General features: G+C 61.9%; 21 protein-coding genes. 16 read left to right on the top strand and 5 right to left on the bottom strand.

The features are described 5' to 3' along the window. Positions 1-55: 55 nt before the first annotated feature. The 3 genes from asd to CWC48_RS07880 are packed head-to-tail and all read right to left on the bottom strand — an operon-like array spanning position 56 to position 3340. Entirely contained in the window at positions 56-916 is an 861-nt protein-coding gene (asd, locus tag CWC48_RS07890; protein WP_100491626.1) for an archaetidylserine decarboxylase, read from the bottom strand. A gap of 15 nt (positions 917-931) precedes the next feature. Further along, positions 932-1747 (bottom strand): thiosulfate sulfurtransferase, encoded by an 816-nt coding sequence (gene rhdA / locus CWC48_RS07885; protein ID WP_099493513.1) that lies wholly within the window; start codon positions 1745-1747, stop codon positions 932-934. A gap of 57 nt (positions 1748-1804) precedes the next feature. Further along, positions 1805-3340 carry an HDOD domain-containing protein gene (locus CWC48_RS07880; RefSeq protein WP_100491625.1) on the bottom strand — a complete coding sequence of 512 codons (1536 nt, stop codon included), beginning with the start codon at positions 3338-3340 and terminating at the stop codon, positions 1805-1807. 166 nt (positions 3341-3506) lie between these two features. Between CWC48_RS07880 and motA the strand changes: the two genes are divergently transcribed. Both motA and motB read left to right on the top strand, forming a co-directional pair. Beyond that, positions 3507-4358 carry a flagellar motor stator protein MotA gene (gene motA, locus CWC48_RS07875; protein ID WP_016976894.1) on the top strand — a complete coding sequence of 284 codons (852 nt, stop codon included), beginning with the start codon at positions 3507-3509 and terminating at the stop codon, positions 4356-4358. A gap of 3 nt (positions 4359-4361) precedes the next feature. Then, on the top strand, positions 4362-5381 hold the full coding sequence (gene motB / locus CWC48_RS07870) for a flagellar motor protein MotB (protein WP_078046594.1): 1020 nt from the start codon (positions 4362-4364) through the stop codon (positions 5379-5381). A 51-nt stretch (positions 5382-5432) separates the two neighbouring features. On the opposite strand, the gene rsgA is transcribed toward motB, so the two are convergent. Further along, on the bottom strand, positions 5433-6464 hold the full coding sequence (gene rsgA, locus CWC48_RS07865) for a small ribosomal subunit biogenesis GTPase RsgA (protein WP_078046595.1): 1032 nt from the start codon (positions 6462-6464) through the stop codon (positions 5433-5435). A 108-nt stretch (positions 6465-6572) separates the two neighbouring features. On the opposite strand from rsgA, the gene orn reads away from it, so the two are divergent. Then, the gene (gene orn, locus CWC48_RS07860; protein ID WP_024073074.1) at positions 6573-7115 is read left to right on the top strand and encodes an oligoribonuclease; all 543 of its coding nucleotides are present in this window, start codon (positions 6573-6575) and stop codon (positions 7113-7115) included. 169 nt (positions 7116-7284) lie between these two features. Next, entirely contained in the window at positions 7285-7899 is a 615-nt protein-coding gene (locus CWC48_RS07855; RefSeq protein ID WP_078046596.1) for a trimeric intracellular cation channel family protein, read from the top strand. Here the strand turns inward: CWC48_RS07855 and queG are convergent. Further along, on the bottom strand, positions 7896-8960 hold the full coding sequence (gene queG / locus CWC48_RS07850; RefSeq protein ID WP_100491624.1) for a tRNA epoxyqueuosine(34) reductase QueG: 1065 nt from the start codon (positions 8958-8960) through the stop codon (positions 7896-7898). The two genes, CWC48_RS07855 and queG, sit on opposite strands and share 4 nt — an antisense overlap. 63 nt (positions 8961-9023) lie before the next feature. On the opposite strand from queG, the gene CWC48_RS07845 reads away from it, so the two are divergent. The 12 genes from CWC48_RS07845 to CWC48_RS07790 all read left to right on the top strand — a co-directional run bounded on the left by CWC48_RS07845 (position 9024) and on the right by CWC48_RS07790 (position 23374). Next, positions 9024-9884, top strand: coding sequence for an NAD(P)H-hydrate dehydratase (locus CWC48_RS07845; protein ID WP_078046598.1), 861 nt, complete (start codon positions 9024-9026; stop codon positions 9882-9884). Next, complete coding sequence (gene tsaE, locus CWC48_RS07840) at positions 9872-10342, top strand: tRNA (adenosine(37)-N6)-threonylcarbamoyltransferase complex ATPase subunit type 1 TsaE (RefSeq protein WP_078046599.1); 471 nt, start codon at positions 9872-9874, stop codon at positions 10340-10342. The genes CWC48_RS07845 and tsaE overlap by 13 nt, the downstream gene beginning before the upstream one ends. Positions 10343-10357: 15 nt before the next feature. Then, entirely contained in the window at positions 10358-11779 is a 1422-nt protein-coding gene (locus CWC48_RS07835; protein WP_078046600.1) for an N-acetylmuramoyl-L-alanine amidase, read from the top strand. Continuing rightward, positions 11779-13695: a DNA mismatch repair endonuclease MutL gene (gene mutL, locus CWC48_RS07830; RefSeq protein ID WP_100491623.1), complete on the top strand. Its 1917-nt coding sequence runs from the start codon at positions 11779-11781 to the stop codon at positions 13693-13695. Before CWC48_RS07835 ends, mutL begins: the two co-directional genes overlap by 1 nt. Further along, positions 13695-14666: a tRNA (adenosine(37)-N6)-dimethylallyltransferase MiaA gene (gene miaA, locus CWC48_RS07825; protein WP_099493506.1), complete on the top strand. Its 972-nt coding sequence runs from the start codon at positions 13695-13697 to the stop codon at positions 14664-14666. Before mutL ends, miaA begins: the two co-directional genes overlap by 1 nt. Positions 14667-14760: 94 nt before the next feature. Beyond that, complete coding sequence (hfq, locus tag CWC48_RS07820) at positions 14761-15021, top strand: RNA chaperone Hfq (protein ID WP_028615514.1); 261 nt, start codon at positions 14761-14763, stop codon at positions 15019-15021. Between the two features lie 12 nt (positions 15022-15033). Further along, positions 15034-16335, top strand: coding sequence for a ribosome rescue GTPase HflX (gene hflX / locus CWC48_RS07815; protein ID WP_016976905.1), 1302 nt, complete (start codon positions 15034-15036; stop codon positions 16333-16335). 96 nt (positions 16336-16431) lie between these two features. After that, a complete protein-coding gene (hflK, locus tag CWC48_RS07810) occupies positions 16432-17607 on the top strand; it encodes an FtsH protease activity modulator HflK (protein ID WP_028615515.1) in 1176 nt (391 codons plus the stop codon). After that, the gene (gene hflC / locus CWC48_RS07805; RefSeq protein WP_078046603.1) at positions 17607-18473 is read left to right on the top strand and encodes a protease modulator HflC; all 867 of its coding nucleotides are present in this window, start codon (positions 17607-17609) and stop codon (positions 18471-18473) included. Before hflK ends, hflC begins: the two co-directional genes overlap by 1 nt. A gap of 294 nt (positions 18474-18767) precedes the next feature. Next, on the top strand, positions 18768-19955 hold the full coding sequence (locus CWC48_RS07800; protein ID WP_034105702.1) for an ATP phosphoribosyltransferase regulatory subunit: 1188 nt from the start codon (positions 18768-18770) through the stop codon (positions 19953-19955). 54 nt (positions 19956-20009) lie between these two features. Further along, a complete protein-coding gene (locus CWC48_RS07795) occupies positions 20010-21299 on the top strand; it encodes an adenylosuccinate synthase (RefSeq protein ID WP_100491622.1) in 1290 nt (429 codons plus the stop codon). A gap of 140 nt (positions 21300-21439) precedes the next feature. Continuing rightward, positions 21440-23374: a methyl-accepting chemotaxis protein gene (locus CWC48_RS07790; protein WP_078046605.1), complete on the top strand. Its 1935-nt coding sequence runs from the start codon at positions 21440-21442 to the stop codon at positions 23372-23374. Positions 23375-23422: the final 48 nt, after the last annotated feature.

The raw sequence follows: 23422 nt of genomic DNA, 5'->3' as shown, positions 1-23422 counted from the left end.
AAGCGATGGCCAAGATATGGTCATCAAGACAGTTGCTCCCACATTGGGTTTTGGGTCAGGCTTTCGGCAGTGCAATACCCTGGCCCATCTGCACCGGCGAACCGGCTACCAGTGCTTCTGCCCATTTCACCTGATCCGGCCCGAACAACACAATCGCGGTCGAACCCAGCTTGAAGCGACCCAGCTCCGCACCTTTCTCCAGGTGGATCGGCGCACGTGCGGCCTCGTCGTAGCGGAAGGTTTTCAGCTCGCGCTTCGGCGGTGTCACCAGGCCGGCCCATACGGTTTCAATCGACGCGACGATCATCGCGCCCACCAACACGACAGCCATCGGGCCGCGCTCGGTGTCGAAAATGCAGGCAACACGTTCATTGCGCGCGAACAGCTCTGGAACGTTTTCGGCAGTGGTCTGGTTTACCGAAAAGATACGGCCCGGGATGTAGACCATTTCCCGCAGAGTGCCGGCCAGTGGCATGTGCACACGGTGGTAGTCCTTCGGCGACAGATAGACCGTCGCGAAGTCGCCGCCCATGAACGGCGCCGACAAGGCCGCGTCCCCACCCAGCAGTTCCAACACGCTGAAGCTGTGACCCTTGGCCTGGAACACACGGCCATGTTCGATCGGGCCAAGCTGGCTGACCGCGCCGTCGGCAGGGCTCAACACCGCTCCAGGGGTTTGATCCAATGGGCGGGCGCCGTCTTTCAATGCACGGGTGAAGAAGGCATTGAAGTGCTCGTAAGCGGTCAGGTCCTCAACCAGGGCTTGGGACATGTCCACTTGATAGCGCTTGGCGAACCAGCTGGTGAATGCGTTCTTGATCCAGCGCACACGGCACTCGGCAACGCAACCGGCCAGGCGCGACAGCAAGTGGTGCGGCAGCAAGTATTGGCTGAGGATAAACAACTGCTTTTTCATAACTGTCCTTAAACCTTAAATCTCGACGGGGGTGTCGGGGTGGTTGCCCCATTCGCCCCAGGAACCGGCATAACCTTTGACCCGCGGATAACCGAGCGCCTTGGCCACCAGGTAGGTGAAGCCAGAGCGGTGGTGAGTCTGGCAGTGGGTGATGATTTCTTTGTCTTTGGTCAGCCCGAGGTCTTCGAGGATCTGCGGCATGTCGCGACGGATGCGCAGGTTGCGCGCCTTGTCCATGCCGGCCGTCCATTCGAAGTTCACTGCGCCAGGGATGTGCCCGCCTTTGGCTGCGAGCACCTTTTCGCCGGAGTACTCCAGCGGGCCGCGCGCATCCCAGATGCCCAGGTCGGCGGCGCCCAGGCGGCTTTGCAGGTATTCACGGGTGGCGGTGGGGCCGTCGTGCAGCGTGAGGCTGACCGGGCCGCCGACAGGGGCGGGCACCTCGGTGGAGACCGGGTGTTGGTCCGCCAGCCAGGCGAGCAAGCCGCCGTCGAGGTAGTGGTATTTCGGGTGGCCGATCACGTCGAGCATCCAGATGAACCGCCCGGCCCAGCCGCCGCCTTCGTCGTCGTAGACCACGTAGGTGGCGTCAGGGGTGTGGCCCAATTCGCCGAACAGTTTTTCCAGCTCGGCCTTGCTGGGCAGCAAGCCGGGAGCCGGTGGCTGGCCCAGTTGGGTGCGCTTGGGGTCAACGAAATGCGCGCCGGGGATATGCCCTTCGGCGTAGCGGGCGGCACTGGTGAGGTCCACCAGAATCAGGTGTTCGGCATCGAGGCGACCAAGCAGGTCGCTGGGTTCGATCACCAGCGGCAAGCCAGAGAAGTCAGGCATGTGAGGTCTCCTGGGCACAAATGTTGGCGATAGAGGAGGGCGATTGTAGCGCAAGCATCAAGCGCTGCGGTTGGTAAAGCTGTGCAGGGCTTTCTCGATGCATTGGGCGGTTTTGCCGAAAGCCTGCACGGTGGTTTCCGAGAATGGCCCGCCGCCTTGGTCGGCCACCATCAGCATGACCACCTTGCCGTTGCAACTCAGGGAGCGCAGCAGCAGGTGCTCGCCGGTGAACAGGCGGCGCAGGATCGGCGGCAGCAACGCCGCGAACTGGGCGTGGTTTTCAGGATTGAGGCGCACCTGGGCCGACTTCTCCAGCAAGCGTTGCAGCAAGGTGCTGTTGACCACGTCCAGGCTCAGGTTCGCGGCGTCCTTCGGCAGGCCGTCGGCCTGGTGAACACGCAAGGTGCTCAGGGCGCGATCAGCCATCAACAGCATGACCCGCTGCATGCCACTGGCGACCAAGGCTTCCTTGGCGCAGGTGGTCAAGTGCATGGCGTTGGCAAAGCGGCTCGGCTCCACCAGCAACTCGGTGCAACGCTTGCGCCACACGGCCAGGGCCTCGGCGGTGGGTGGCGGCGCTGGCAACAGGCCGCGGTGAATCTTCTGTACATGCCACGGCCAGATCAGCGACAGCGCCGGGTGCCAGAGGTCAGGCATCAAGGCGGTGCGGGCGCTGGTGACAGCCTGTTGGTGGACCAGTTGCTGCACCTCGCCCAAAGGCTGTTGCAGGTACAGCGCAGTGAGCAATTGCCAGCGTTCGGTGTGCGGGCAGGTCCAGGACTCCTGGGCCGACATTGCCAGGCCGTTGGCCAGCAGCACGGTGTTGGCGGGCTGGTTCAACCAGCGGCGCAGATTGGGTTCGGCATCGAGCAATTGCTGATGGCGCAGCGGGTCGTCTTCACGGGCGATGTGCAGGGCCTTGACCAGCAGGCGCTGCTCGCTCATCAGCAGCTTGTAGCCCTGGGAGACCCAGATCGGCAGGTGCCAGGCTTCGGTCAGGCCGACACACAGGTCCAGCAGGCGCACGCCGAACAGTTCCTGTTCGACCTGGCGGGCTGACTGGCCTTTGTGGATAACCCGCAGCTCCCATTCTTCCAGGAGCTTGGGGTAGGCGACTGCCATCGGCCACAGCGGCGACAGGAACAGCAGGCTGCCCCAGTGGATGTCCTGCCACAGCCGCGCCAGGCGGCTGCCGAACAAGCCGTTGGCTTGCTGCGAAGCGTGCTGGCTCACCAGCAACAATTGGCGCAGCGCCACAGGAATCTCGTGGGCCGGCACCGAGGGCAGGCGCGCCAGCAGTTCTTCGGCGCGCTTGAGGCCCAGGCGGTTGAGCGCCACTTCGAGGTTTTCCGCCGGTTCCGCCAGGCTGCCATGGGTGTGGCTGTTGGCCTCGCGCATCACGCTGAGCACCAGGGCCGGGCTGTTTTGCATCAGCTCGGCAATATCTCGCAACGAACTGCGGCTGTCGCGGATGCCTTTGCACACACGGTCGTGGCTGGCCTGGGGCACAGGCAGCAGCACATCGTCCAGGCGCTTGATCCAAGCGGCGAGAGAGTTGGGTTTTGCAGTTGGGACTGTCGTTTCATTAGCCATGATTGGGGCGCGATCATCACTTGCGGTCTACACGCCCGGAGCGGGCCGAACTGGCTTTTCGCCTTAACGGCCTATAGTCTGGCGCAGTTTTGCCGATAAGTAGAACAAGAGTTTTCTGCTACACCCAATATGTCCATGAACCCGACGGCGCAAGTACTCATCCCCTATGGCTAAAATTATCGGCATCATCGTCGTCATCGCAAGCGTGCTCGGTGGCTACGTCCTGTCCCACGGTAAAATTGCTGCGTTGATCCAGCCCTTCGAAGTGCTGATCATCGGTGGTGCGGCGTTCGGCGCATTCTTGCAGGCCAACCCCGGCTACATGACCATGCACGTGGTCAAGAAGTCCCTGGGCATGTTCGGTTCGCGCTTCACCCACACCTTCTATCTGGAGGTTCTGGGCCTGGTCTACGAGATCCTCAACAAAAGCCGCCGCGAAGGCATGATGGCCATCGAGGCTGACATCGAAGATGCCGCCGCCAGCCCGATTTTCGCCAAGTACCCGGCCGTGCTCAAAGATGAGCGCATGACCGCCTATATCTGCGACTACCTGCGCATCATGTCCTCCGGCAACATGGCCCCCCATGAGCTGGAAGGTCTGTTCGACATGGAGTTGTTCAGCCTTAAAGAAGAGCTGGAGCATCCGTCCCACGCCGTGACCGGCATCGCTGACGGTATGCCGGGTTTCGGTATCGTCGCGGCGGTACTGGGTATCGTGGTGACCATGGCTTCCCTGGGCGAGGGCGACCAAGCGGCCATCGGCATGCACGTGGGTGCGGCACTGGTCGGTACCTTCTTCGGTATTCTCGCGGCCTACGGCTTCTTCGGCCCGCTGGCCACCTCCCTGGCCCATGACGCCAAGGAAGAAATCAACCTGTACGAGTCGATCAAGGCCAGCCTGGTAGCCTCCGCTTCCGGCATGCCGCCGTCCCTGGCGGTGGAGTTCGGTCGCAAGGTGCTGTACCCGAAACATCGCCCAAGCTTCGCCGAGCTGGAACAAGCGGTTCGTGGTCGCTAAGCCATGGAAAACAACCAGCCGATAATCATCAAGCGCGTCAAGCGCTTCGCTGCGGGGCACCATGGGGGCGCCTGGAAAATCGCCTTCGCCGACTTTGCGACGGCGATGATGGCGTTCTTCCTGGTGCTGTGGCTGATGTCCACCGCCACGCCTGAACAGAAGATCGCCATTGCTGGCTACTTCAAAGACCCCATTGGTTTCTCGGAAAGTGGTACGCCCTTCGTGATCGACTTGGGCGGCTCGCCGCAACTGGCGCCTGAGCGCACCATCAACCCGGAAATCAAGACCGAATCGCCTCAAGAGAAAATCCCGATCGAGCGCGATACCGTCGAAGCCATGGCCGAACAGGTCGAGCAGGAGCGCCTAGAACTATTGCTGCAAGAACTGCAGACCAAGGTTGAGGAAAACCCGCAACTGCTGAAGTTCAAGGATCAGATTTCATTCGAGATCACCCCGGACGGCTTGCGCATCCAGATCACCGACGCAGCCAACCGCCCGATGTTCGACTCCGGCAGTGCGCGCTTGAAGCCGTACTTTGAAGACATCCTGCTGGCCATGGCCGACACCATCAAGGCGGTGCCGAACAAGATCAGCATCAGTGGCCACACCGACGCCAAGCCGTATGCAGGGCAGGGCGACTTCGGCAACTGGGAGCTTTCCGCCAACCGCGCCAACGCCGCACGCCGTGCGCTGGTGGCCGGCAGCTACCCGGACCCGCAAGTGGCGCGCGTGGTGGGGTTTGCATCGTCGCAGCTGTTTGACCCCAAGGACCCGTTCAACCCGATCAACCGCCGTATCGATATCGTGGTGCTGACCAAAAAGGCTCAGCGTGCGATCGAAGGTGACCAGCCCCCAGCGCCGCAACCCACTCCGGGCGCCGGCGCACCGGGCGAAGTACCGGCTGATCCGAACGCCATACCGCCAGGTCAGGAACCGTTGCCGGCGCATGAACTGCGCCAGAAGCTGAACCTGTTTGATGAGGGTGGGGTGAAGGATCCTACGGTGCCTGGGACGGGGTCCTAGGCCTCACATACAAAAAGGCCGCGATGATCGCGGCCTTATTTTTTCTGCGGCTTAGTAACTGCTTTCGGGCAAGCTCGCAATGATCGACCGATAGCTGTTCATCCGCTGTTGCTGCACGCGGCCGTCTTCCAGCGCCTTGAGCAATGCACAGCCGGGTTCGCGGTCGTGTTTGCAGTCGCGGAAGCGGCAAGTGCCGATCAGGTCGTTGAATTCGATAAAGCCCGCTTCCACATCGCTGCGGCTGACGTGGCCGAGGCCGAACTCGCGGATGCCTGGGGAGTCGATCAGCTCACCGCCGCCGGGGAAGTGGAACAACCGCGCGGTGGTGGTGGTGTGAGTGCCCTGGCCGGACAGCTCCGACAGTGGCCCTACGCGTGTGTCGACTTCCGGCAGCAGGCTGTTGACCAGCGAGGATTTGCCCACGCCTGACTGGCCGACAAACACGCTGATGCGCCCGTCCAACTGCTGTTGCAGCTGTTCCATGCCATTGCCGTGATGCGCCGACACCTCCAGTACCGGGTAACCCAGTGTGCGATACACCGCCAGCAAGGCGTTGAGCGCCGGGGCGTTCTGTGCGTCGATCAGGTCGAATTTGTTCAGCAGCAACAGCGGGCGGATGCCGGCATGCTCGGCGGCTACCAGGTAGCGGTCGATCAGGTTGGCATGGGGCTCGGGCAGCGGTGCGAACACGATCACGATCATGTCGACGTTGGCCGCCACCGGCTTGAGCTGGCCACGGCTGTCGGGGCGGCGCAGTTCGGTGGTGCGCGGCAACTGGGCGACAATCACGCCGATGCCCTGGTTGCCGGCCCTCCAGACTACTTTGTCGCCGGTGACCAGCGCAGGCAGGTTGGCGCGCAAGTGGCAACGGGACACTTGCCCCGCGAGTTCGCCTTCGAGCGCCTCGACCTCGACCTGCACGCCAAAGTGCGCGATCACCAGGCCCGTTTGCTCGGGGCCCAGGTCGCCGCCCTCAAGCGCTTCTACGGCGGAGGATTCACGTTTGGCGGCGCGAGCGGCGCGTTCACCCTGAATCTTTTCGATGCGCCAGTTTTGGCGACGGTTGAGCTGGCGTTTGGCCATTGGTGTTCCGTGTCGATAATGCAAAGGTTAGGTAAAACGGTCGCGAGTCTAGCACGCCCCTGCCTGCTAAACTGCGCAGCTAAGCCAAGGTGCCAAGAGAATCAAGCCATGCAAAACCCACAGAACCTGATTTGGATCGATCTGGAAATGACCGGTCTGAACCCCGACACCGACGTCATCATCGAGATGGCGACCATTGTCACCGACAGCAACCTCAACACCTTGGCCGAAGGTCCGGTGATCGCCATCCACCACAGCGACGCCGTGCTCGCCACCATGGACGAGTGGAACACCCGCACCCACGGCAACTCCGGCCTGACCCAGCGCGTACGTGACAGCCGCATCAGCATGGCCGAAGCCGAAGCCGAAACCATCGCCTTCCTGGAACAGTGGGTGCCCAAGGGCAAGTCGCCGATCTGTGGCAACAGCATCTGCCAGGACCGCCGCTTCCTTTATACGCACATGAAGGCGCTGGAAAGCTACTTCCACTACCGCAACCTGGATGTGTCCACCCTTAAAGAGCTGGCCGCGCGCTGGGCGCCGGAAGTCAAAGACAGCTTCCATAAAGGCAGTACCCACCTGGCGCTGGATGATATCCGCGAGTCGATTGCCGAGCTGCAGCATTACCGCAAGCATTTCATCAAGGCTTGATGACCGTCATCCTGTAGGAGCCCGGCTTGCCGGCGATGGCGCCCCAAAGATCGCCATCGCCGGCAAGCCGGACGCCGCAGGATCGAGTTTACGGCAGATAATGGCTTGCCCTCTTTTGGTGCCATCAGCAAATGATTAGACTGCCGGCCTCTTTGCAAGGATCGCCCTCATGCTGCTGATGCTCTACCTCATCGCCATCACTGCCGAAGCCATGACCGGCGCGCTGTCGGCCGGGCGGCGCGGCATGGACTGGTTTGGTGTAGTGCTGATCGCTTGCGTCACAGCGTTGGGCGGTGGATCGGTGCGCGACGTGCTGCTCGGGCATTACCCGCTGACCTGGGTCAAACACCCGGAATACCTGGTGCTGACCTCGATTGCCGCACTGGTGACGATCTTCATTGCTCCGCTGATGCGCCACTTGCGCTCGCTGTTCCTGGCGCTCGACGCGGTGGGCCTGGTGGCCTTCACCCTGATTGGTTGCATGACTGCCCTGGAAATGGGCCATGGCATGCTGGTGGCGTCGGTCAGCGGCGTGATCACCGGGGTCTTCGGCGGCATCCTCCGGGATATTTTCTGCAACGACATCCCGCTGATTTTCCGCCGTGAGCTGTACGCCAGCGTGTCGTTCCTGGCCGCCTGGTTCTACATGCTGTGCCTGTACCTGCAACTGCCGAGCGAGCAAGCCATCCTGCTGACCCTGTTCAGCGGCTTTCTATTGCGCCTGCTGGCGATCCGTTTTCACTGGGAAATGCCCAAGTTCGTCTACAACGACGACGTGCACTAGCGCGTAGCGTGCTGGTTCAGCGCCCATTCCACATGCTCTCGCACCAATTCCGAGGGGTAATCCCGGCGCGCCTTCAAGGCCTCCAGCACTGGAATGCTCGACGGCGCATTGCCCAGGCCCACCGCAAGATTGCGCAGCCAGCGCTCATAGCCGGCACGGCGCAGGGGTGAGCCTTCGGTGCTGCTGAGGAATTTATCCTCGTCCCACATAAACAACTCGGCCAGTTCCGCGTTATCCAGATTGTGGCGCGGCTTGAAATCGCTTTCGGCGGTGGGGCGGGCGAAACGATTCCACGGGCAAACGATCTGACAGTCATCGCAGCCAAACACACGGTTGCCGATCAGCGGGCGCAGGTCTTCAGGGATCGCGCTCTTGAGCTCGATGGTGAGGTAGGAAATGCAGCGTCGGGCATCCAGCACATAGGGGCCGACAAAGGCATTGGTCGGGCAAATGTCCAGGCACGCCGTGCACCGCCCGCAATGCTCGGTGCTGTGGGGCGCGTCGATGGGCAGCGGCAAGTCGACAAACAACTCGCTCAAGAAGAAATAACTGCCGGCCTTGCGATTGAGGACCAGGGTGTTTTTACCGATCCAGCCCAGGCCGGCTTTTTCGGCGATGGCTTTTTCCAGCACCGGCGCGCTGTCGACGAAGGCGCGGAAACCAAACGGGCCGATCTGCGCTTGAATGCGGTCGGCCAATTGCTGCACGCGCTTGCGGATCAGCTTGTGATAGTCGCGGCCCAGGGCGTAACGCGAGATATAGGCTTTTTCCGGCTTGGCCAGCAGCTGCGCCATGTGCGTATTGCCGGGCAGGTAGTCCATGCGCAGCGAGACCACGCGCAACGTGCCGGGCACCAGTTCATCGGGGTGGGAGCGTTTGCTGCCATGGGCGCCCATGTACTCCATTTCGCCGTGGTAGCCCGCGTCGAGCCAGCGTTGCAGGTGTTGTTCATGCTCGGCCAGGTCCAGGCCGCTGATGCCGACTTGTTGAAAGCCCAGCTCGCGGCCCCAGTCTTTGATCGATTGGGCGAGGGCAGGCAGATCGGTGGTGATGGGAGGCATGAGACAAGGGAAACCGCAGGTTAGATAGGTATAATTCTGCCAGACATCGGAGCTTGAAGACGCATGCCGCAGACAAAACACGCAATAACCGACGTACAGCCACTGTTGCACGGCCATTTGCCGCAACTGGCTGCGCGTTCCCCGGACGCCCATAAAGGCCAGTTCGGCCACCTGCTGGTCATTGGCGGTGACCGTGGCTTCGGCGGCGCAGCGCTGCTGAGTGCTGAAAGTGCCTTGCGCAGTGGCGCCGGCATGGTGTCCCTGGCGACGCGCCTGGAGCATGTGCCCGCCGCCCTGGCTCGCCTGCCGGAAGTCATGACTGTCGGCGTCAGCTCGGCCAATCAACTGATGGGTCTGCTGGAAAAGATCTCGGTCATTGTGATCGGGCCTGGGCTCGGTGATGCGTCCTGGGGCAACAGCCTGCTTTCGGTGGCGGCCAACGCCAGCCTGCCGCAGGTGTGGGATGCCGACGCGTTGAATCAGCTCGCCACCGGCAGCGTCAGTTTGCCGGCCGATTGCGTGATTACCCCGCATCCGGGGGAGGCCGCGCGCTTGTTGGGGATCTCGACAGCCGAGGTTCAGGCTGACCGTCTTAAGGTGGCGCGCGCGTTGAGCCAGAAATTCAACGCAGTGGCTATTCTCAAGGGGGCTGGCAGTTTGATTGCCAGCCCGGACGGGCGTATTTCGCGATGCGACCAAGGCCATCCGGCGATGGCAACGGCGGGCTTGGGTGATGTCCTTGCCGGCCTGGTCGGCGCGCTGATGGCCCAGGGCATGCCGGCTTATGAGGCAAGCTGCCTGGCCGTGTGGTTGCACGCCACCGCGGGAGATCGCCAGGGCACCTTTGGTCGCGGCCTGGCGGCAAGCGACCTGATACCCGCCATTCGTCAATTGCTGGAGGAACAGTCGCCGTGTCTGAAGTAATTCTTTTCCTGGCCGATGAAGAGGCCATGGTCAGCTTCGGCCAGCGCATTGCCCAGGTCACGGCCGGGGCGGGGCTGATCTTCCTGGAGGGCGACCTGGGGGCGGGCAAGACCACGCTGTCTCGGGGGATCATTCGCGGGTTGGGCCACACCGGCGCGGTAAAAAGCCCGACGTTCACCCTGGTAGAACCCTATGAGATTGGCGACGTGCGAGCGTTCCATTTCGACCTCTATCGCCTGGTGGACCCCGAAGAGCTGGAATATATGGGGATCCGCGATTACTTCGATGAAGATGCGTTGTGCCTGATCGAGTGGCCAGATAAAGGCACAGGCTTTTTGCCAAAGCCGGACCTGACCATTACCATTACGCCGCATGAGCACGGACGTCAGCTGAAGTTGTTGCCCCAGAGCGCGCGTGGCCAGTCGTGGTGCGCCGCTTTGGCATTGGAATTCAAATAATTGGTGGGGTTAGGTATGCGCTTTCGCGCGTTGGTTGCTGTCGTGGGGGTGTTGCTTGCGGCAATGACTGTCAATGCTCTGGCTGCTTCTCAGGTGAAGAGTGTTCGCCTGTGGCGAGCGCCGGATAACACGCGACTGGTGTTCGACCTGTCTGGCCCGGTCCAGCACAGCGTCTTTACCCTCACGTCGCCTGATCGCCTGGTGATCGACATCAACGGCGCGACCCTGGCCGCGCCGTTGAAAGTCTCCACCGCCAATACCCCGATTACCGCGATGCGCTCGGCCCAGCGCACGCCCACCGACTTGCGCGTGGTGATCGACCTGAAAAAAGTCGTGACCCCGAAAAGCTTCTCCCTGGCGCCTAACGCCCAGTACGGCAACCGGCTGGTGGTCGACCTGTTCGACAACGCCGCCGATGCCGCGCCGCCGCCCGCGCCAACCCCGAGCGTGGCCACGGTGCCGGCGGTGCCGGTCAACCCGTCGCAACCGCAGGTCAAGCTGCCACCGCCGCCACCGGCCCCGGCCGGCAAGCGTGACATCATCGTAGTGATCGACGCCGGCCACGGCGGTGAAGACCCGGGCGCTTCCGGCTCACGCGGCCAGCATGAAAAAGACGTGGTGCTGGCCATCGCTCGCGAACTGCAGCGCCAGGTCAATGGCATGAAAGGCTATCGCGCCGAGCTGACCCGTACCGGCGACTACTTCATCCCCTTGCGCGGCCGTACCGAAATCGCCCGCAAGAAAGGCGCCGATCTGTTTGTGTCGATCCACGCCGACGCCGCACCGTCGACCGCAGCCTTTGGTGCCTCGGTGTTTGCCCTGTCGGATCGCGGTGCTACCTCCGAGACCGCGCGTTGGCTGGCTGACAGTGAAAACCGCTCCGACTTGATCGGCGGGGCCGGCAACGTGTCCCTCGATGACAAGGACAAAATGCTCGCCGGCGTGCTGCTCGACCTGTCGATGACCGCTTCGCTGACGTCCAGCTTGAACGTGGGCCAGAAGGTGCTGAGCAACATCGGCCGGGTCACCTCGCTGCACAAGCAGCGTGTGGAGCAGGCCGGGTTCATGGTGCTGAAATCGCCGGATATCCCATCGATCCTGGTGGAAACCGGGTTTATCTCCAATTCCAACGAAGCCTCGAAGCTGGCCAGTGCCAGTCACCAGCAGGCGCTGGCGCGTTCGATCAGCGCCGGTATCCGCCAGTTCTTCCAGCAGAACCCGCCGCCGGGCACTTACATCGCCTGGCTGCGTGATTCGGGGAAAATCGCCCAGGGCCCGCGTGACCATCGCGTGCAGCCAGGCGATACCCTGGCCATGCTGGCGGTACGTTTCCAGGTGTCCGCCGCTACCTTGCGCAGCGCGAATAACCTGAAGACGGATGAACTGAAGGTTGGCCAGGTGCTGACTATCCCTGGCACTGAATTGGCGGCGCAGTAATGAGTGAATCACTCCTGAACAGCGGATCGCGCATTGAACTGCTGAGCCCGCGCCTCGCCAACCAGATTGCGGCAGGCGAGGTGGTCGAGCGCCCCGCATCGGTGATCAAGGAACTGCTGGAAAACAGCATCGACTCCGGCGCCAAGCGCATCGACGTCGATGTGGAGCAGGGCGGCGTCAAGCTGTTGCGCGTGCGCGACGATGGCAGCGGCATTTCCGCCGATGACCTGCCGCTGGCTCTGGCGCGTCACGCCACCAGCAAGATTCGCGACCTGGAAGACCTTGAACGGGTGATGAGCCTGGGGTTTCGCGGTGAGGCCCTGGCCTCCATCAGCTCCGTAGCCCGCCTGACTCTCACGTCCCGCACCCGCAGTGCCGAACAGGCCTGGCAAGTGGAAACCGAAGGCCGCGACATGGCGCCTCGGGTCCAGCCGGCGGCGCACCCAGTCGGGACGTCGGTGGAAGTGCGCGACCTGTTCTTCAACACCCCGGCGCGGCGCAAATTCCTCAAGGCCGAAAAGACCGAATTCGATCACCTGCAAGAAGTCATCAAGCGCCTGGCCCTGGCTCGCTTCGACGTGGCCTTCCACCTGCGCCACAACGGCAAGACCATCCTCAGCCTGCATGAGGCCAATGATGACGCCGCGCGAGTGCGCCGTGTGTCGGCGATTTGCGGCGCGGGCTTTTTAGAGCAAGCGCTGCCCATTGAAATCGAACGCAACGGCTTGCGGCTGTGGGGCTGGGTCGGGTTGCCGACATTCTCCCGCAGCCAGGCGGACTTGCAGTACTTCTTTGTGAATGGCCGTGCGGTGCGCGACAAACTGGTGGCCCACGCGGTGCGCCAGGCGTATCGCGACGTGCTGTTCAACGGGCGCCACCCGACGTTTGTGCTGTTTTTCGAGGTCGACCCGTCGGTGGTGGACGTCAACGTGCACCCGACCAAACACGAAGTGCGCTTCCGCGACGGGCGCATGGTGCATGACTTCCTCTATGGCACCTTGCACCGCACCCTGGGCGATGTGCGCCCGGATGATCAGTTGTCAGCGCCAATTGTCACGGCGGTGGTTCGGCCCAGCGGCCCGGAAGCCGGCGAATTCGGCCCCCAGGGCGAAATGAGCCTGGCGGCCAACCTGCTGCAATCGCCGCAGCCGCAACCGTCGTATACCGCGCCAGGTTCTGGTTCTGGCTCGGGTTATCAGTACCAATACACCCCGCGCCCACAGTCGACGGTGCCAGTGGCCGAGGCCCAGGCGGCCTATCGCGAGTTTTTTGCGCCGCTGCCGGGGGCCGAGCCGGGGGCGCCTGTCGCCTTGCCGGAGGGCGGTGGAGATATTCCGCCGTTGGGTTACGCGCTGGCCCAGCTCAAGGGTATCTACATCCTGGCGGAAAACGCCCACGGCCTGGTGCTCGTGGATATGCACGCCGCCCACGAGCGGATCATGTACGAGCGCCTCAAGATTGCCATGGCCAGTGAAGGCCTCAGCGGCCAGCCACTGCTGGTGCCGGAGTCCTTGGCGGTCAGCCAGCGCGAGGCCGATTGTGCTGAAGAGCACCACAGTGTGTTCCAGAAGCTGGGCTTTGAATTGCAGCGCCTGGGCCCGGAAACCCTGGCCATCCGCCAGATTCCCGCCCTGCTCAAACAGGCCGAGGCCAACCGCCTGGTCGCTGACGTGCTGGCGGACCTGATGGAATACGGCACCAGTGACCGTATCCAGGCGCACATCAACGAACTGCTCGGCACCATGGCCTGCCACGGCGCCATTCGCGCCAATCGACGCCTGGCCTTGCCGGAAATGAACGGCTTGCTGCGCGACATGGAAAACACCGAGCGCAGCGGGCAATGCAACCATGGCCGACCGACCTGGACCCAAATGGGCCTGGACGATCTGGACAAACTCTTCCTGCGCGGCCGTTGATGAGTGCCTTGCCCCCCGCGATCTTCCTGATGGGCCCCACGGCCGCCGGCAAGACCGACCTGGCCATCGAGCTGACCAAGGTGCTGCCGTGCGAGCTGATCAGTGTCGACTCTGCCCTGGTTTACCGGGACATGGACATCGGCACCGCCAAGCCCTCCAAGGCATTGCTGGCCCAGTATCCGCACCGCCTGATCGACATCATCGACCCGGCGCAGAGCTACTCGGCGGCGGACTTTCGCAACGACGCCCTGGCCGCCATGGCCGACATCACCGCGCGGGGCAATATTCCGCTGCTGGTGGGCGGCACAATGCTCTATTACAAGGCTTTGCAGGAAGGCCTGGCGGATATGCCGCCAGCCGACGCCCAGGTGCGCGCCGAGCTTGAGGAAGAGGCTGCACGCCTTGGCTGGCAAGCCCTGCACGACCAGTTGGCAGCCATCGACCCAGTATCCGCCGCGCGTATTCACCCCAATGATCCCCAGCGCCTTTCGCGTGCGTTGGAAGTCTGGCGTGTGAGCGGGCAGACCATGACTGAACATCGGCTGAAACAAAGTGCGCAAAGTGCTGACGCAGGCGCATCTGGACAGTCACAATTGCCCTATACTGTGGCGAATCTGGCCATCGCTCCGGCAAATCGCCAGGTGCTGCATGAACGAATTGCACAAAGATTCACAATTATGTTGGAACAGGGGTTTGTGGACGAGGTCGTAGCTCTGCGTTCCAGAGGTGACCTGCATCCAGGGTTACCTTCGATACGTGCCGTAGGCTACCGACAAGTCTGGGATCATCTGGATGGCAAGCTGACGTCAGCCGAAATGCAGGAGCGCGGCATCATTGCCACGCGCCAATTGGCGAAACGCCAGTTCACCTGGTTGCGCAGCTGGAGCGATTTGCACTGGCTGGACAGCCTGGACAGCGACAATCTGTCACGCGCCTTGAAATACTTGGGAACGGTCTCCATATTGAGCTGAGTCCTTGCAATTGCCGTCTATCCTTGGGGGTGTGACGGCCATAAGCTATCTATTTTCCGATTTTTTATTATTGATCCTTAAAGGAGTGCGGCACATGTCAAAAGGGCATTCGCTACAAGACCCTTACTTGAATACTTTACGTAAAGAGAAAGTGGGGGTTTCCATCTACCTGGTCAACGGTATCAAGCTGCAAGGCACGATCGAGTCGTTCGACCAGTTCGTGATCCTGCTGAAAAACACCGTCAGCCAGATGGTCTACAAGCACGCTATCTCGACAGTCGTCCCTGTTCGTCCAATCCGTCTGCCTAGCGCAGCAGGTGATGATGCAGTTGACGCTGAGCCAGGTAACGCCTGATAGGAGTCTCCTTTGTTCTTTGAGCGCCACGGTGGTGGTGAGCGAGTAATCCTCGTTCACTTGGATGGACAGGACCCTGAGGCGCGCGAAGATCCGCAGGAGTTTCAGGAGTTGGCAAATTCGGCCGGCGCCGAGACCGTTGCGTTTTTTAACGTACCGCGTCATCGGCCAACCGCCAAATTCCTGATAGGCAGCGGCAAGGTCGAGGAACTGCGCGACCTGGTCCACGCCGAAGAAGCCGATCTGGTGATCTTCAATCACGTCCTCACGCCCAGTCAGGAACGTAACCTCGAACGAGTCTTCGAGTGTCGCGTGATCGACCGTACCGGTCTGATTCTCGATATTTTTGCCCAGCGCGCCCGTACCCATGAAGGCAAGCTCCAGGTTGAACTGGCCCAGCTTGACCACATGAGCACCCGGCTGGTCCGCGGCTGGACTCACCTTGAGCGCCAGGGTGGCGGTATCGGCATGCGCGGCCCGGGTGAAACCCAGCTCGAAACCGACCGACGCCTGCTGCGGGTGCGCCTGCGCCAGATCAAGGGCCGTCTCGAGAAAGTCCGCAGCCAGCGCGAGCAATCGCGGCGCGGTCGTACTCGCGCGGATATCCCTACCGTGTCCCTGGTGGGCTATACCAACGCCGGCAAATCCACGCTCTTCAACAACGTGACGAAGTCGGACGTGTACGCGGCCGACCAACTGTTCGCCACCCTCGACCCGACCCTGCGCCGTCTGGACCTGGACGACCTGGGGCCGATTGTCCTGGCCGATACCGTGGGCTTCATTCGTCACTTGCCGCACAAGCTGGTCGAGGCATTTCGGTCTACGCTCGAAGAGTCGAGCAATTCCGACCTGCTGTTGCACGTGATCGATGCGGCCGAACCGGATCGCATGTTGCAGATTGAACAGGTAATGCTGGTGCTGGGCGAGATTGGTGCCCAGGACTTGCCGATCCTCGAGGTCTATAACAAACTCGATTTGCTTGAAGGCGTTGAGCCACAAATCCAGCGCGATGAGAACGGCAAGCCCCAGCGGGTCTGGTTGTCGGCGCGTGATGGCAGTGGTCTTGAGTTGCTTGAACAGGCCATTGCCGAGCTGCTCGGCGGCGATTTGTTCGTCGGCACCTTGCGCTTGCCCCAGCGTTTTGCTCGACTGCGTGCACAGTTTTTTGAGTTGGGCGCGGTACAGAAAGAAGAACACGACGAAGAAGGTGTCAGCTTGCTGGCCGTTCGATTGCCGCGCTCGGAGCTGAATCGGCTGGTCAGTCGTGAAGGCGTGGTACCGACGGAGTTCATCGAACAACACACTTTGCAATAAAAGCCTCCTAAAGCGGTTGTGCCGCAGTGGCAGGCATTCTGTAGCATTGGTCGGCGCGCCGTGGGTGCGTCTTTGCTTTATCAGATGGAGAGCGCTATGGCTTGGAATGAGCCGGGTGGCAACTCGAATAATCAGGATCCTTGGGGTGGTAAACGCCGCAATAATGGCGACCGCAAGGGGCCACCAGATCTCGACGAGGCCTTCCGAAAGCTGCAGGAAAGCCTGAATGGGTTGTTCGGTGGTGGAAAAAAACGTGGTGGTGACGACGGCGGTCGCACAAGCAAGGGCGGTGGCTATGGCCTGCTGGGCCTGGGTCTTGTCGTGCTGGCGGCCGTCTGGCTGTACAGCGCCGTTTACGTGGTGGACGAGCAGGAGCAGGCCGTGGTGCTGCGCTTCGGCAAGTACTACGAGACCGTCGGCCCGGGCTTGAACATCTATTTCCCGCCGATCGACAAGAAGTACATGGAGAACGTCACGCGTGAGCGTGCCTACACCAAGCAGGGCCAGATGCTGACCGAAGACGAGAACATCGTCGAAGTGCCGCTGACCGTGCAGTACAAGATCAGCAACCTGCAGGACTTCGTGCTGAACGTCGACCAGCCGGAAATCAGCCTGCAACACGCTACCGAAAGCGCCCTGCGCCACGTCGTTGGTTCTACCGCGATGGACCAGGTGCTGACCGAAGGTCGTGAGTTGATGGCCAGCGAGATCAAGGAGCGCCTGCAACGGTTCCTCGATACCTATCGCACCGGTATCACCGTCACCCAGGTGAACGTACAGAGCGCAGCGGCACCGCGCGAAGTGCAGGAAGCCTTCGATGACGTGATCCGTGCCCGTGAAGACGAGCAGCGTTCGCGCAACCAGGCTGAAACCTACGCCAACGGTGTCGTGCCGGAAGCCCGTGGTCAGGCCCAGCGCATCCTCGAGGATGCCAACGGCTACCGCGACGAAGTGGTCTCCCGCGCCAAGGGTGAGGCGGACCGTTTCACCAAGCTGGTCGCCGAGTACCGCAAGGCGCCGGAAGTCACGCGTGAACGTCTGTACCTGGATACCATGCAGGAAGTCTTCAGCAACACCAGCAAGGTTCTCGTGACCGGCAGCAAAGGTGGGCAGAACAACCTGCTGTACCTGCCGCTGGACAAGATGATCGAAGGTGGTCGTAGCAGCACCAGCGCACCGTCCACCGGTTCCAATGCCGCTGCCAACGAAGCGAGCGCCCGTGCGGCCGCTGACTTGCTGCAACAGCAAACACGTACCAGGGAGAGTCGTTGATGAGCAATAAATCGCTGACCGCCCTGATTGTGGGCGTCGTCGTGGTCATCGCTGCCTGGAACTGCTTCTACATCGTGGCTCAGACCGAGCGTGCGGTGCTGCTGCAATTCGGTCGCGTGGTCCAGGCAGATGTCCAGCCGGGCCTGCATGTGAAGGTCCCCTACGTCAACCAGGTGCGCAAGTTCGACGCCCGCCTGATGACCCTGGATGCTCCGACACAGCGCTTCCTGACCCTGGAAAAGAAAGCCGTGATGGTTGACGCCTACGCCAAGTGGCGCGTCAAGGATGCCGAGCGCTTCTACACCGCGACCTCCGGCCTCAAGCAGATTGCTGACGAGCGCTTGTCGCGTCGTCTGGAATCGGGCCTGCGTGACCAATTTGGTAAGCGCACCCTGCACGAGGTGGTTTCCGGTGAGCGTGACGCGCTGATGGCTGACATCACGCGTTCGTTGAATTCGATGGCGGAAAAAGAGCTGGGTATCGAGGTTGTCGATGTCCGGGTCAAGGCCATCGACCTGCCGAAGGAAGTGAACCGCAGCGTGTTCGAGCGCATGAGCACCGAGCGTGAGCGTGAAGCCCGTGAGCACCGCGCCAAGGGTAACGAGCTGGCTGAAGGTATCCGTGCGGATGCCGACCGTCAGCGCCGTGTACTGCTGGCCGAAGCCTATCGCGAGTCTGAAGAGGCCCGTGGTGATGGCGATGCTCAAGCTGCGGCGATCTACGCCAAGGCCTACGGCCAGGACCAGGAGTTCTACGCGTTCTACCGTAGCCTGCGTGCCTACCGTGAAAGCTTCGCGAACAAAACCGACGTCATGGTGCTGGACCCAAGCAGCGACTTCTTCCGCTACCTGGAAAAGTCCAAGTAACCAGCCTGTGATTCTGTAGGTGTCATCTCCGTCGGGCGGCTAAAACGCCTGGCGGGGTGATCCTTTCGGAAAACGGGTGTATGATGCGGCAGCCGGGAAATTCCCGGCTTTTTTGCGTCTGCATGTTTGATTCGGCAGGCGTGACAGGTTTTTCGAGGAAAGTGCCCGACGAGGCCGTTTGCAGGCCATTCGTCACGTCGCTCTTGCGCGTGGTTTATGCAGGGGGCGGGTATTTTCTGCTTCACTCAAGGCTCGGCCGAGGGCTGGCCGCCCGGATCATAGGGGAATGGCGTAATGGCAACGGTAGACCGCTGGCTGCTGCCAGATGGCATCGAAGAAGTACTGCCACCAGAAGCTGCGCGCATTGAAGTAGCGCGTCGCCAGGTGTTGGATCTGTTCCAGAGCTGGGGTTACGAGTTTGTCGTGACCCCCCATATCGAGTACTTGGAATCGCTGCTGACCGGCGCGGGCCAGGACCTGGATCTGCGCACCTTCAAGGTCATCGACCCGCAATCGGGCCGGCAAATGGGTTTCCGTGCCGACATCACGCCGCAAGTGGCGCGCATCGATGCGCACACCCTGCGCCGTGAAGGTCCGAGCCGTCTGTGCTACGCAGGTAGCGTGCTGCATGCACAGCCGCGCGCGTTGTCGTCGTCCCGTAGCCCGATCCAGTTGGGCGCCGAGTTGTACGGCGATGCCAGCCCAAGCAGCGACGTCGAAGTGATCAGCTTGATGCTGGCCATGCTGCAACTGGCCGACGTGCCGGATGTCCACATGGACCTGGGTCATGTCGGTATCTACCGTGGCCTGGCCCGTGCGGCCGGTTTGTCTGGTGAAGTCGAACAACAGCTGTTCGATGCCCTGCAACGCAAGGCTATCGATGAAGTCATCGCCTTGACCGCTGGCGTGCCTGCCGATCTGGCCGACATGCTGCGCGCACTGGTGAACCTGTGTGGCGGCCGTGAAGTGCTGGTCGCTGCCCGTGAGCGCCTGGCCAATGCGCCGGCACCGGTCTTGGCTGCACTGGATGACGTGCTGGCGATTGCCGAGCAGTTGTCGGCGCGCTTCCCGGAGCTGCCGCTGTACTTTGACCTGGGTGAGTTGCGTGGCTACCACTACCACACCGGTGTGGTGTTTGCCGTATTTGTACCGGGTGTTGGCCAGGCCATCGCCCAAGGCGGTCGTTATGACGATATCGGCGCCGACTTCGGTCGTGCGCGTCCGGCCACCGGCTTTTCCACCGATTTGAAAACCCTGGTGACCCTGGGGCGTGCTGAGGTCGAGCTGCCGTCTGGTGGCATTTGGATGCCTGACAGTACGGACGCAGCACTCTGGCAGCAGGTTTGCCAGTTGCGCAGTGAGGGTCAGCGTGTTGTCCAGGCCTTGCCTGGCCAGCCATTGGCCGCCGCCCGTGAAGCGGACTGCGACCAGCAATTGATTCTGCAGAACGGGCTTTGGCAAGTATCGCCACTGGCTTCTTGAGTTTTCCTGCCGGCCATCGCCGGCACCAAGTTTGCGCGAATGAGGACAAGTGTTATGGGTAAGAATGTCGTAGTCCTGGGCACCCAATGGGGTGATGAGGGCAAAGGCAAGATCGTTGATCTGCTGACCGAACATGCTGCCGCCGTAGTGCGCTACCAAGGTGGCCACAACGCTGGCCACACCCTGGTCATCGATGGCGAAAAAACTGTCTTGCACCTGATCCCGTCGGGTGTACTGCGCGAAGGCGTGCAGTGCCTGATCGGCAACGGTGTGGTAGTTGCACCGGATGCCCTGCTGCGCGAGATCACCAAGCTGGAAGAGAAAGGCGTACCGGTGCGCGAGCGCCTGCGTATCAGCCCGTCCTGCCCGCTGATCCTGTCCTTCCACGTTGCGCTGGACCAGGCCCGTGAAAAGGCCCGTGGCGAGCTGAAGATCGGTACCACCGGTCGCGGCATCGGCCCGGCCTACGAAGACAAGGTCGCACGTCGTGGCCTGCGTGTGGGCGACCTGCTCAGCATGCCGCGCTTCGAAGACAAGCTGCGTGAGCTGGTGGATTACCACAACTTCATGCTGGTGGGTTACTACAAAGAGCCCGCCATCGAGTTCGAAAAGACCCTGGCCGAGTGCAAGGAATACGCCGAGCTGCTCAAGCCGCTGATGCTGGACGTGACCGCTGAGCTGCACGACCTGCGTCGTGCTGGCAAAGACATCATGTTCGAAGGCGCCCAAGGCTCGCTGCTGGACATCGATCACGGCACCTACCCGTACGTGACCAGCTCCAACACGACTGCTGGTGGCGTTGCGACCGGTTCGGGCGTGGGCCCGATGTTCCTGGACTACATTCTGGGCATCACCAAGGCTTACACCACGCGCGTAGGTTCGGGTCCGTTCCCGACTGAGCTGTTCGACGAAGTCGGCGCTCACCTGGCCAAGCAAGGTCACGAATTCGGCGCGACCACCGGCCGTGCTCGTCGTTGTGGCTGGTTCGACGCCGTTATCCTGCGTCGCGCTATCGACGTGAACAGCATCTCGGGCATCTGCCTGACCAAGCTGGACGTACTCGACGGCCTGGAAACCATCAACATCTGCATCGGCTACAAAGATGCAGAAGGCAAGGACGTTGCTCCGACCGACGCTGACAGCTACGTGGGCCTGCAGCCTGTGTACGAAGAAGTGCCGGGCTGGTCCGAATCGACCGTGGGCGCCAAGACCCTGGAAGAGCTGCCAGCCAATGCTCGTGCCTACATCAAGCGAGTTGAAGAGCTGATCGGTGCGCCGATTGACATTATTTCGACAGGTCCGGACCGCAACGAAACCATCGTTCTGCGTCACCCGTTCGCTTAATAAGCTGTTGATGTAAAAAGCAAAGGGCTCCTTCGGGAGCCCTTTGTCGTTTCTGCCGCCTGGGCGGCACGACCCTTGCTTTGCTTCTCTCTTTCGCGGTGCTATCAAATTAATGGCACCCGTGGTGGAGGGATTCTCAGATGTCTGCCGTTCTCTCATTGTTACAAAGCCGTCTGTTGCGGCCGGTGTTCGTTACCCTAGGTATCGCTCTTTTGGTGCAAGTGCTGGTGGCGGTTGCCCTCACACGTAGCACGGTCTCGGCGCTGGAAGCCGATTTAGGCAATCGACTGAGTGTCGACAGCCAGAAACTGTCTGGCGAACTGGCGCAGGCGGGCAAGGAAGTCACGTCTAGCCTGGAGAGCCTGTCTACCAGTACGCGTCAGCGTCTGACGGCAGGGCTTTCGACCCGCCTGCAGGAAGAGCAGAAGCAACTGCGTGCGACCCTGGAAAAAGACCTGCAGGACTCCGCCAATGATATGGCGCAACTGCTGGCCTCGGTGGCGCCCCGTGCCATGTGGGACAGCGACGTGCCGACGCTGTCGGAGTTCGCCCGGCGTGCCCAGCGCAATCCCAACGTGTTGTTCGTGGTCTATGACGACGCCGCGGGCGAGCATCTGACCCGCTACCTGAACCGGGAAAACCCGATCAACCAGGCATTGCTGGCAAAAGGCGCGGGTGAGCGTGCGCTGGATAAAGTACTCGACGCGGCCAAGAGCGACCCTTCCGTCTACTACGTCGAAGCGTCCATCAGCCCCAATGGGGTCGAGATCGGCAAGGTGCGCATGGGGGTTTCGACCGCGTCGGTTGAGGCTGACCTGCAGGCGCTCGACAAACGCTTCGCGGCGCTGATCGCCAGCGGTGATCAGTTGGTCGGCGATAGCCTCAAAGGCGCGGCGGCCGACAGTGCTGCCGCCATGGGCGCCCGCCTGCAATCCGCGCAGGCGACGGCCACCCAGATGACGGCCAACACCACCAGCGCCGTCCAGGACGCTGCTGGCACGTTGCGCTGGCGCATCGGCATGGGGCTCGCGCTGGTCGGCTTGGGCGTATTGCTGTTGATCGCCATCGTGCTGGGCCGCCGTGTGGTCAACCGTCTGAAGTTGCTGATCGCAGCCATGGACGACCTGGCGGCAGGCGAGGGCGACCTCACCAAGCGCGTGCAGATCAGCAGCAAGGACGAAATTGGCGACATGGCCTCGGCGGTCAATCGCTTTGTGGATAAGTTGCAGCCGATCGTGCGCGAGGCGGGCGATGTGGCCCAGCGTACCGGCGTGGAAATTGGTGCCATGACCTTGCGCAATGCCGGTGCTGACGCAGCGGCCGGTTTGCAGCGCGATGAAGTGGCCGAAAGCCTGCGCGCACTCTCGCAAATGGCCGACGAGGCGCAGGCCGAAAGCCATGCGATGCAGGCGGCGTTGCAGCAGGTGGTGGACATCCGCCAGGCCACGGATGAGAACTCGCGCACTTCAGCCGAAGTCGGCAGCTTGATCGAAGCGTTGGCAGGCCAGGTGCAGGCAGGGTCCCAAGTGATTGAACGCCTGGCCCAGCAAAGCGAGCAGATCGAAGTGGTGTTGACCGTCATTCATGGCATCGCCGAGCAAACCAACCTGCTGGCACTCAATGCGGCAATCGAAGCGGCCCGTGCCGGCGAGACCGGGCGCGGCTTTGCCGTGGTGGCGGACGAAGTGCGGGCGCTGGCGAGCAAGACCCAAAGCTCCACCGGTGATATCCAGGCGCATATCGTGGCGTTGCAGCAAGGCGCGCGCGAAGCAGTGGAAACCATCGGCAAGGCTGGGCGCCAGGCTAACGAAGGTTTGCTGGTGCTGCGCGACAGCGTGCGTTTGCAGCAGACGGTGCAGGCCTCGGTGGAGCAGGTGCATGCGGCGATTGGCTTGGCCACGCGCGCGGCTGAGCATCAGGCCCAGGGCGCCCATGCGGTGCGTGGTCGCGTTGAAGTGATCCACGCTCAGGCTGAGCGTGCTGCGCAGGCGGTGGTGGAGACGACGGCCAGTGGCAAGGTGTTGGATGGGTTGGCGGCGCAATTGAAGGCAAGCCTGGGGCAGTTCCGGGCCTAGCATCGCCTGTTCCGGCGTCATCGCGGGCAGGCCCGGCTCCCACCTTGG

Origin of the sequence: Pseudomonas sp. S10E 269 (assembly GCF_002798465.1) — a bacterium.
Classification (GTDB): domain Bacteria; phylum Pseudomonadota; class Gammaproteobacteria; order Pseudomonadales; family Pseudomonadaceae; genus Aquipseudomonas; species Aquipseudomonas pergaminensis.
This window is presented reverse-complemented; position numbering and strand designations above follow the sequence as displayed.

What these genes read in the sequence shown, in the direction of transcription:
- CWC48_RS07790 (WP_078046605.1), top strand. Translation starts at nt 21,440, where the DNA reads ATGTCTGCCGTTCTCTCATTGTTACAAAGCCGTCTGTTGCGGCCGGTG.
- CWC48_RS07845 (WP_078046598.1), top strand. Translation starts at nt 9,024, where the DNA reads ATGCCGCAGACAAAACACGCAATAACCGACGTACAGCCACTGTTGCAC.
- hfq (WP_028615514.1), top strand. Translation starts at nt 14,761, where the DNA reads ATGTCAAAAGGGCATTCGCTACAAGACCCTTACTTGAATACTTTACGT.
- hflK (WP_028615515.1), top strand. Translation starts at nt 16,432, where the DNA reads ATGGCTTGGAATGAGCCGGGTGGCAACTCGAATAATCAGGATCCTTGG.
- CWC48_RS07855 (WP_078046596.1), top strand. Translation starts at nt 7,285, where the DNA reads ATGCTGCTGATGCTCTACCTCATCGCCATCACTGCCGAAGCCATGACC.
- queG (WP_100491624.1), bottom strand. Translation starts at nt 8,960, where the DNA reads ATGCCTCCCATCACCACCGATCTGCCTGCCCTCGCCCAATCGATCAAA.
- mutL (WP_100491623.1), top strand. Translation starts at nt 11,779, where the DNA reads ATGAGTGAATCACTCCTGAACAGCGGATCGCGCATTGAACTGCTGAGC.
- asd (WP_100491626.1), bottom strand. Translation starts at nt 916, where the DNA reads ATGAAAAAGCAGTTGTTTATCCTCAGCCAATACTTGCTGCCGCACCAC.
- CWC48_RS07880 (WP_100491625.1), bottom strand. Translation starts at nt 3,340, where the DNA reads ATGGCTAATGAAACGACAGTCCCAACTGCAAAACCCAACTCTCTCGCC.
- motB (WP_078046594.1), top strand. Translation starts at nt 4,362, where the DNA reads ATGGAAAACAACCAGCCGATAATCATCAAGCGCGTCAAGCGCTTCGCT.
- CWC48_RS07795 (WP_100491622.1), top strand. Translation starts at nt 20,010, where the DNA reads ATGGGTAAGAATGTCGTAGTCCTGGGCACCCAATGGGGTGATGAGGGC.
- CWC48_RS07800 (WP_034105702.1), top strand. Translation starts at nt 18,768, where the DNA reads ATGGCAACGGTAGACCGCTGGCTGCTGCCAGATGGCATCGAAGAAGTA.
- orn (WP_024073074.1), top strand. Translation starts at nt 6,573, where the DNA reads ATGCAAAACCCACAGAACCTGATTTGGATCGATCTGGAAATGACCGGT.
- miaA (WP_099493506.1), top strand. Translation starts at nt 13,695, where the DNA reads ATGAGTGCCTTGCCCCCCGCGATCTTCCTGATGGGCCCCACGGCCGCC.
- hflC (WP_078046603.1), top strand. Translation starts at nt 17,607, where the DNA reads ATGAGCAATAAATCGCTGACCGCCCTGATTGTGGGCGTCGTCGTGGTC.
- rsgA (WP_078046595.1), bottom strand. Translation starts at nt 6,464, where the DNA reads ATGGCCAAACGCCAGCTCAACCGTCGCCAAAACTGGCGCATCGAAAAG.
- CWC48_RS07835 (WP_078046600.1), top strand. Translation starts at nt 10,358, where the DNA reads ATGCGCTTTCGCGCGTTGGTTGCTGTCGTGGGGGTGTTGCTTGCGGCA.
- motA (WP_016976894.1), top strand. Translation starts at nt 3,507, where the DNA reads ATGGCTAAAATTATCGGCATCATCGTCGTCATCGCAAGCGTGCTCGGT.
- rhdA (WP_099493513.1), bottom strand. Translation starts at nt 1,747, where the DNA reads ATGCCTGACTTCTCTGGCTTGCCGCTGGTGATCGAACCCAGCGACCTG.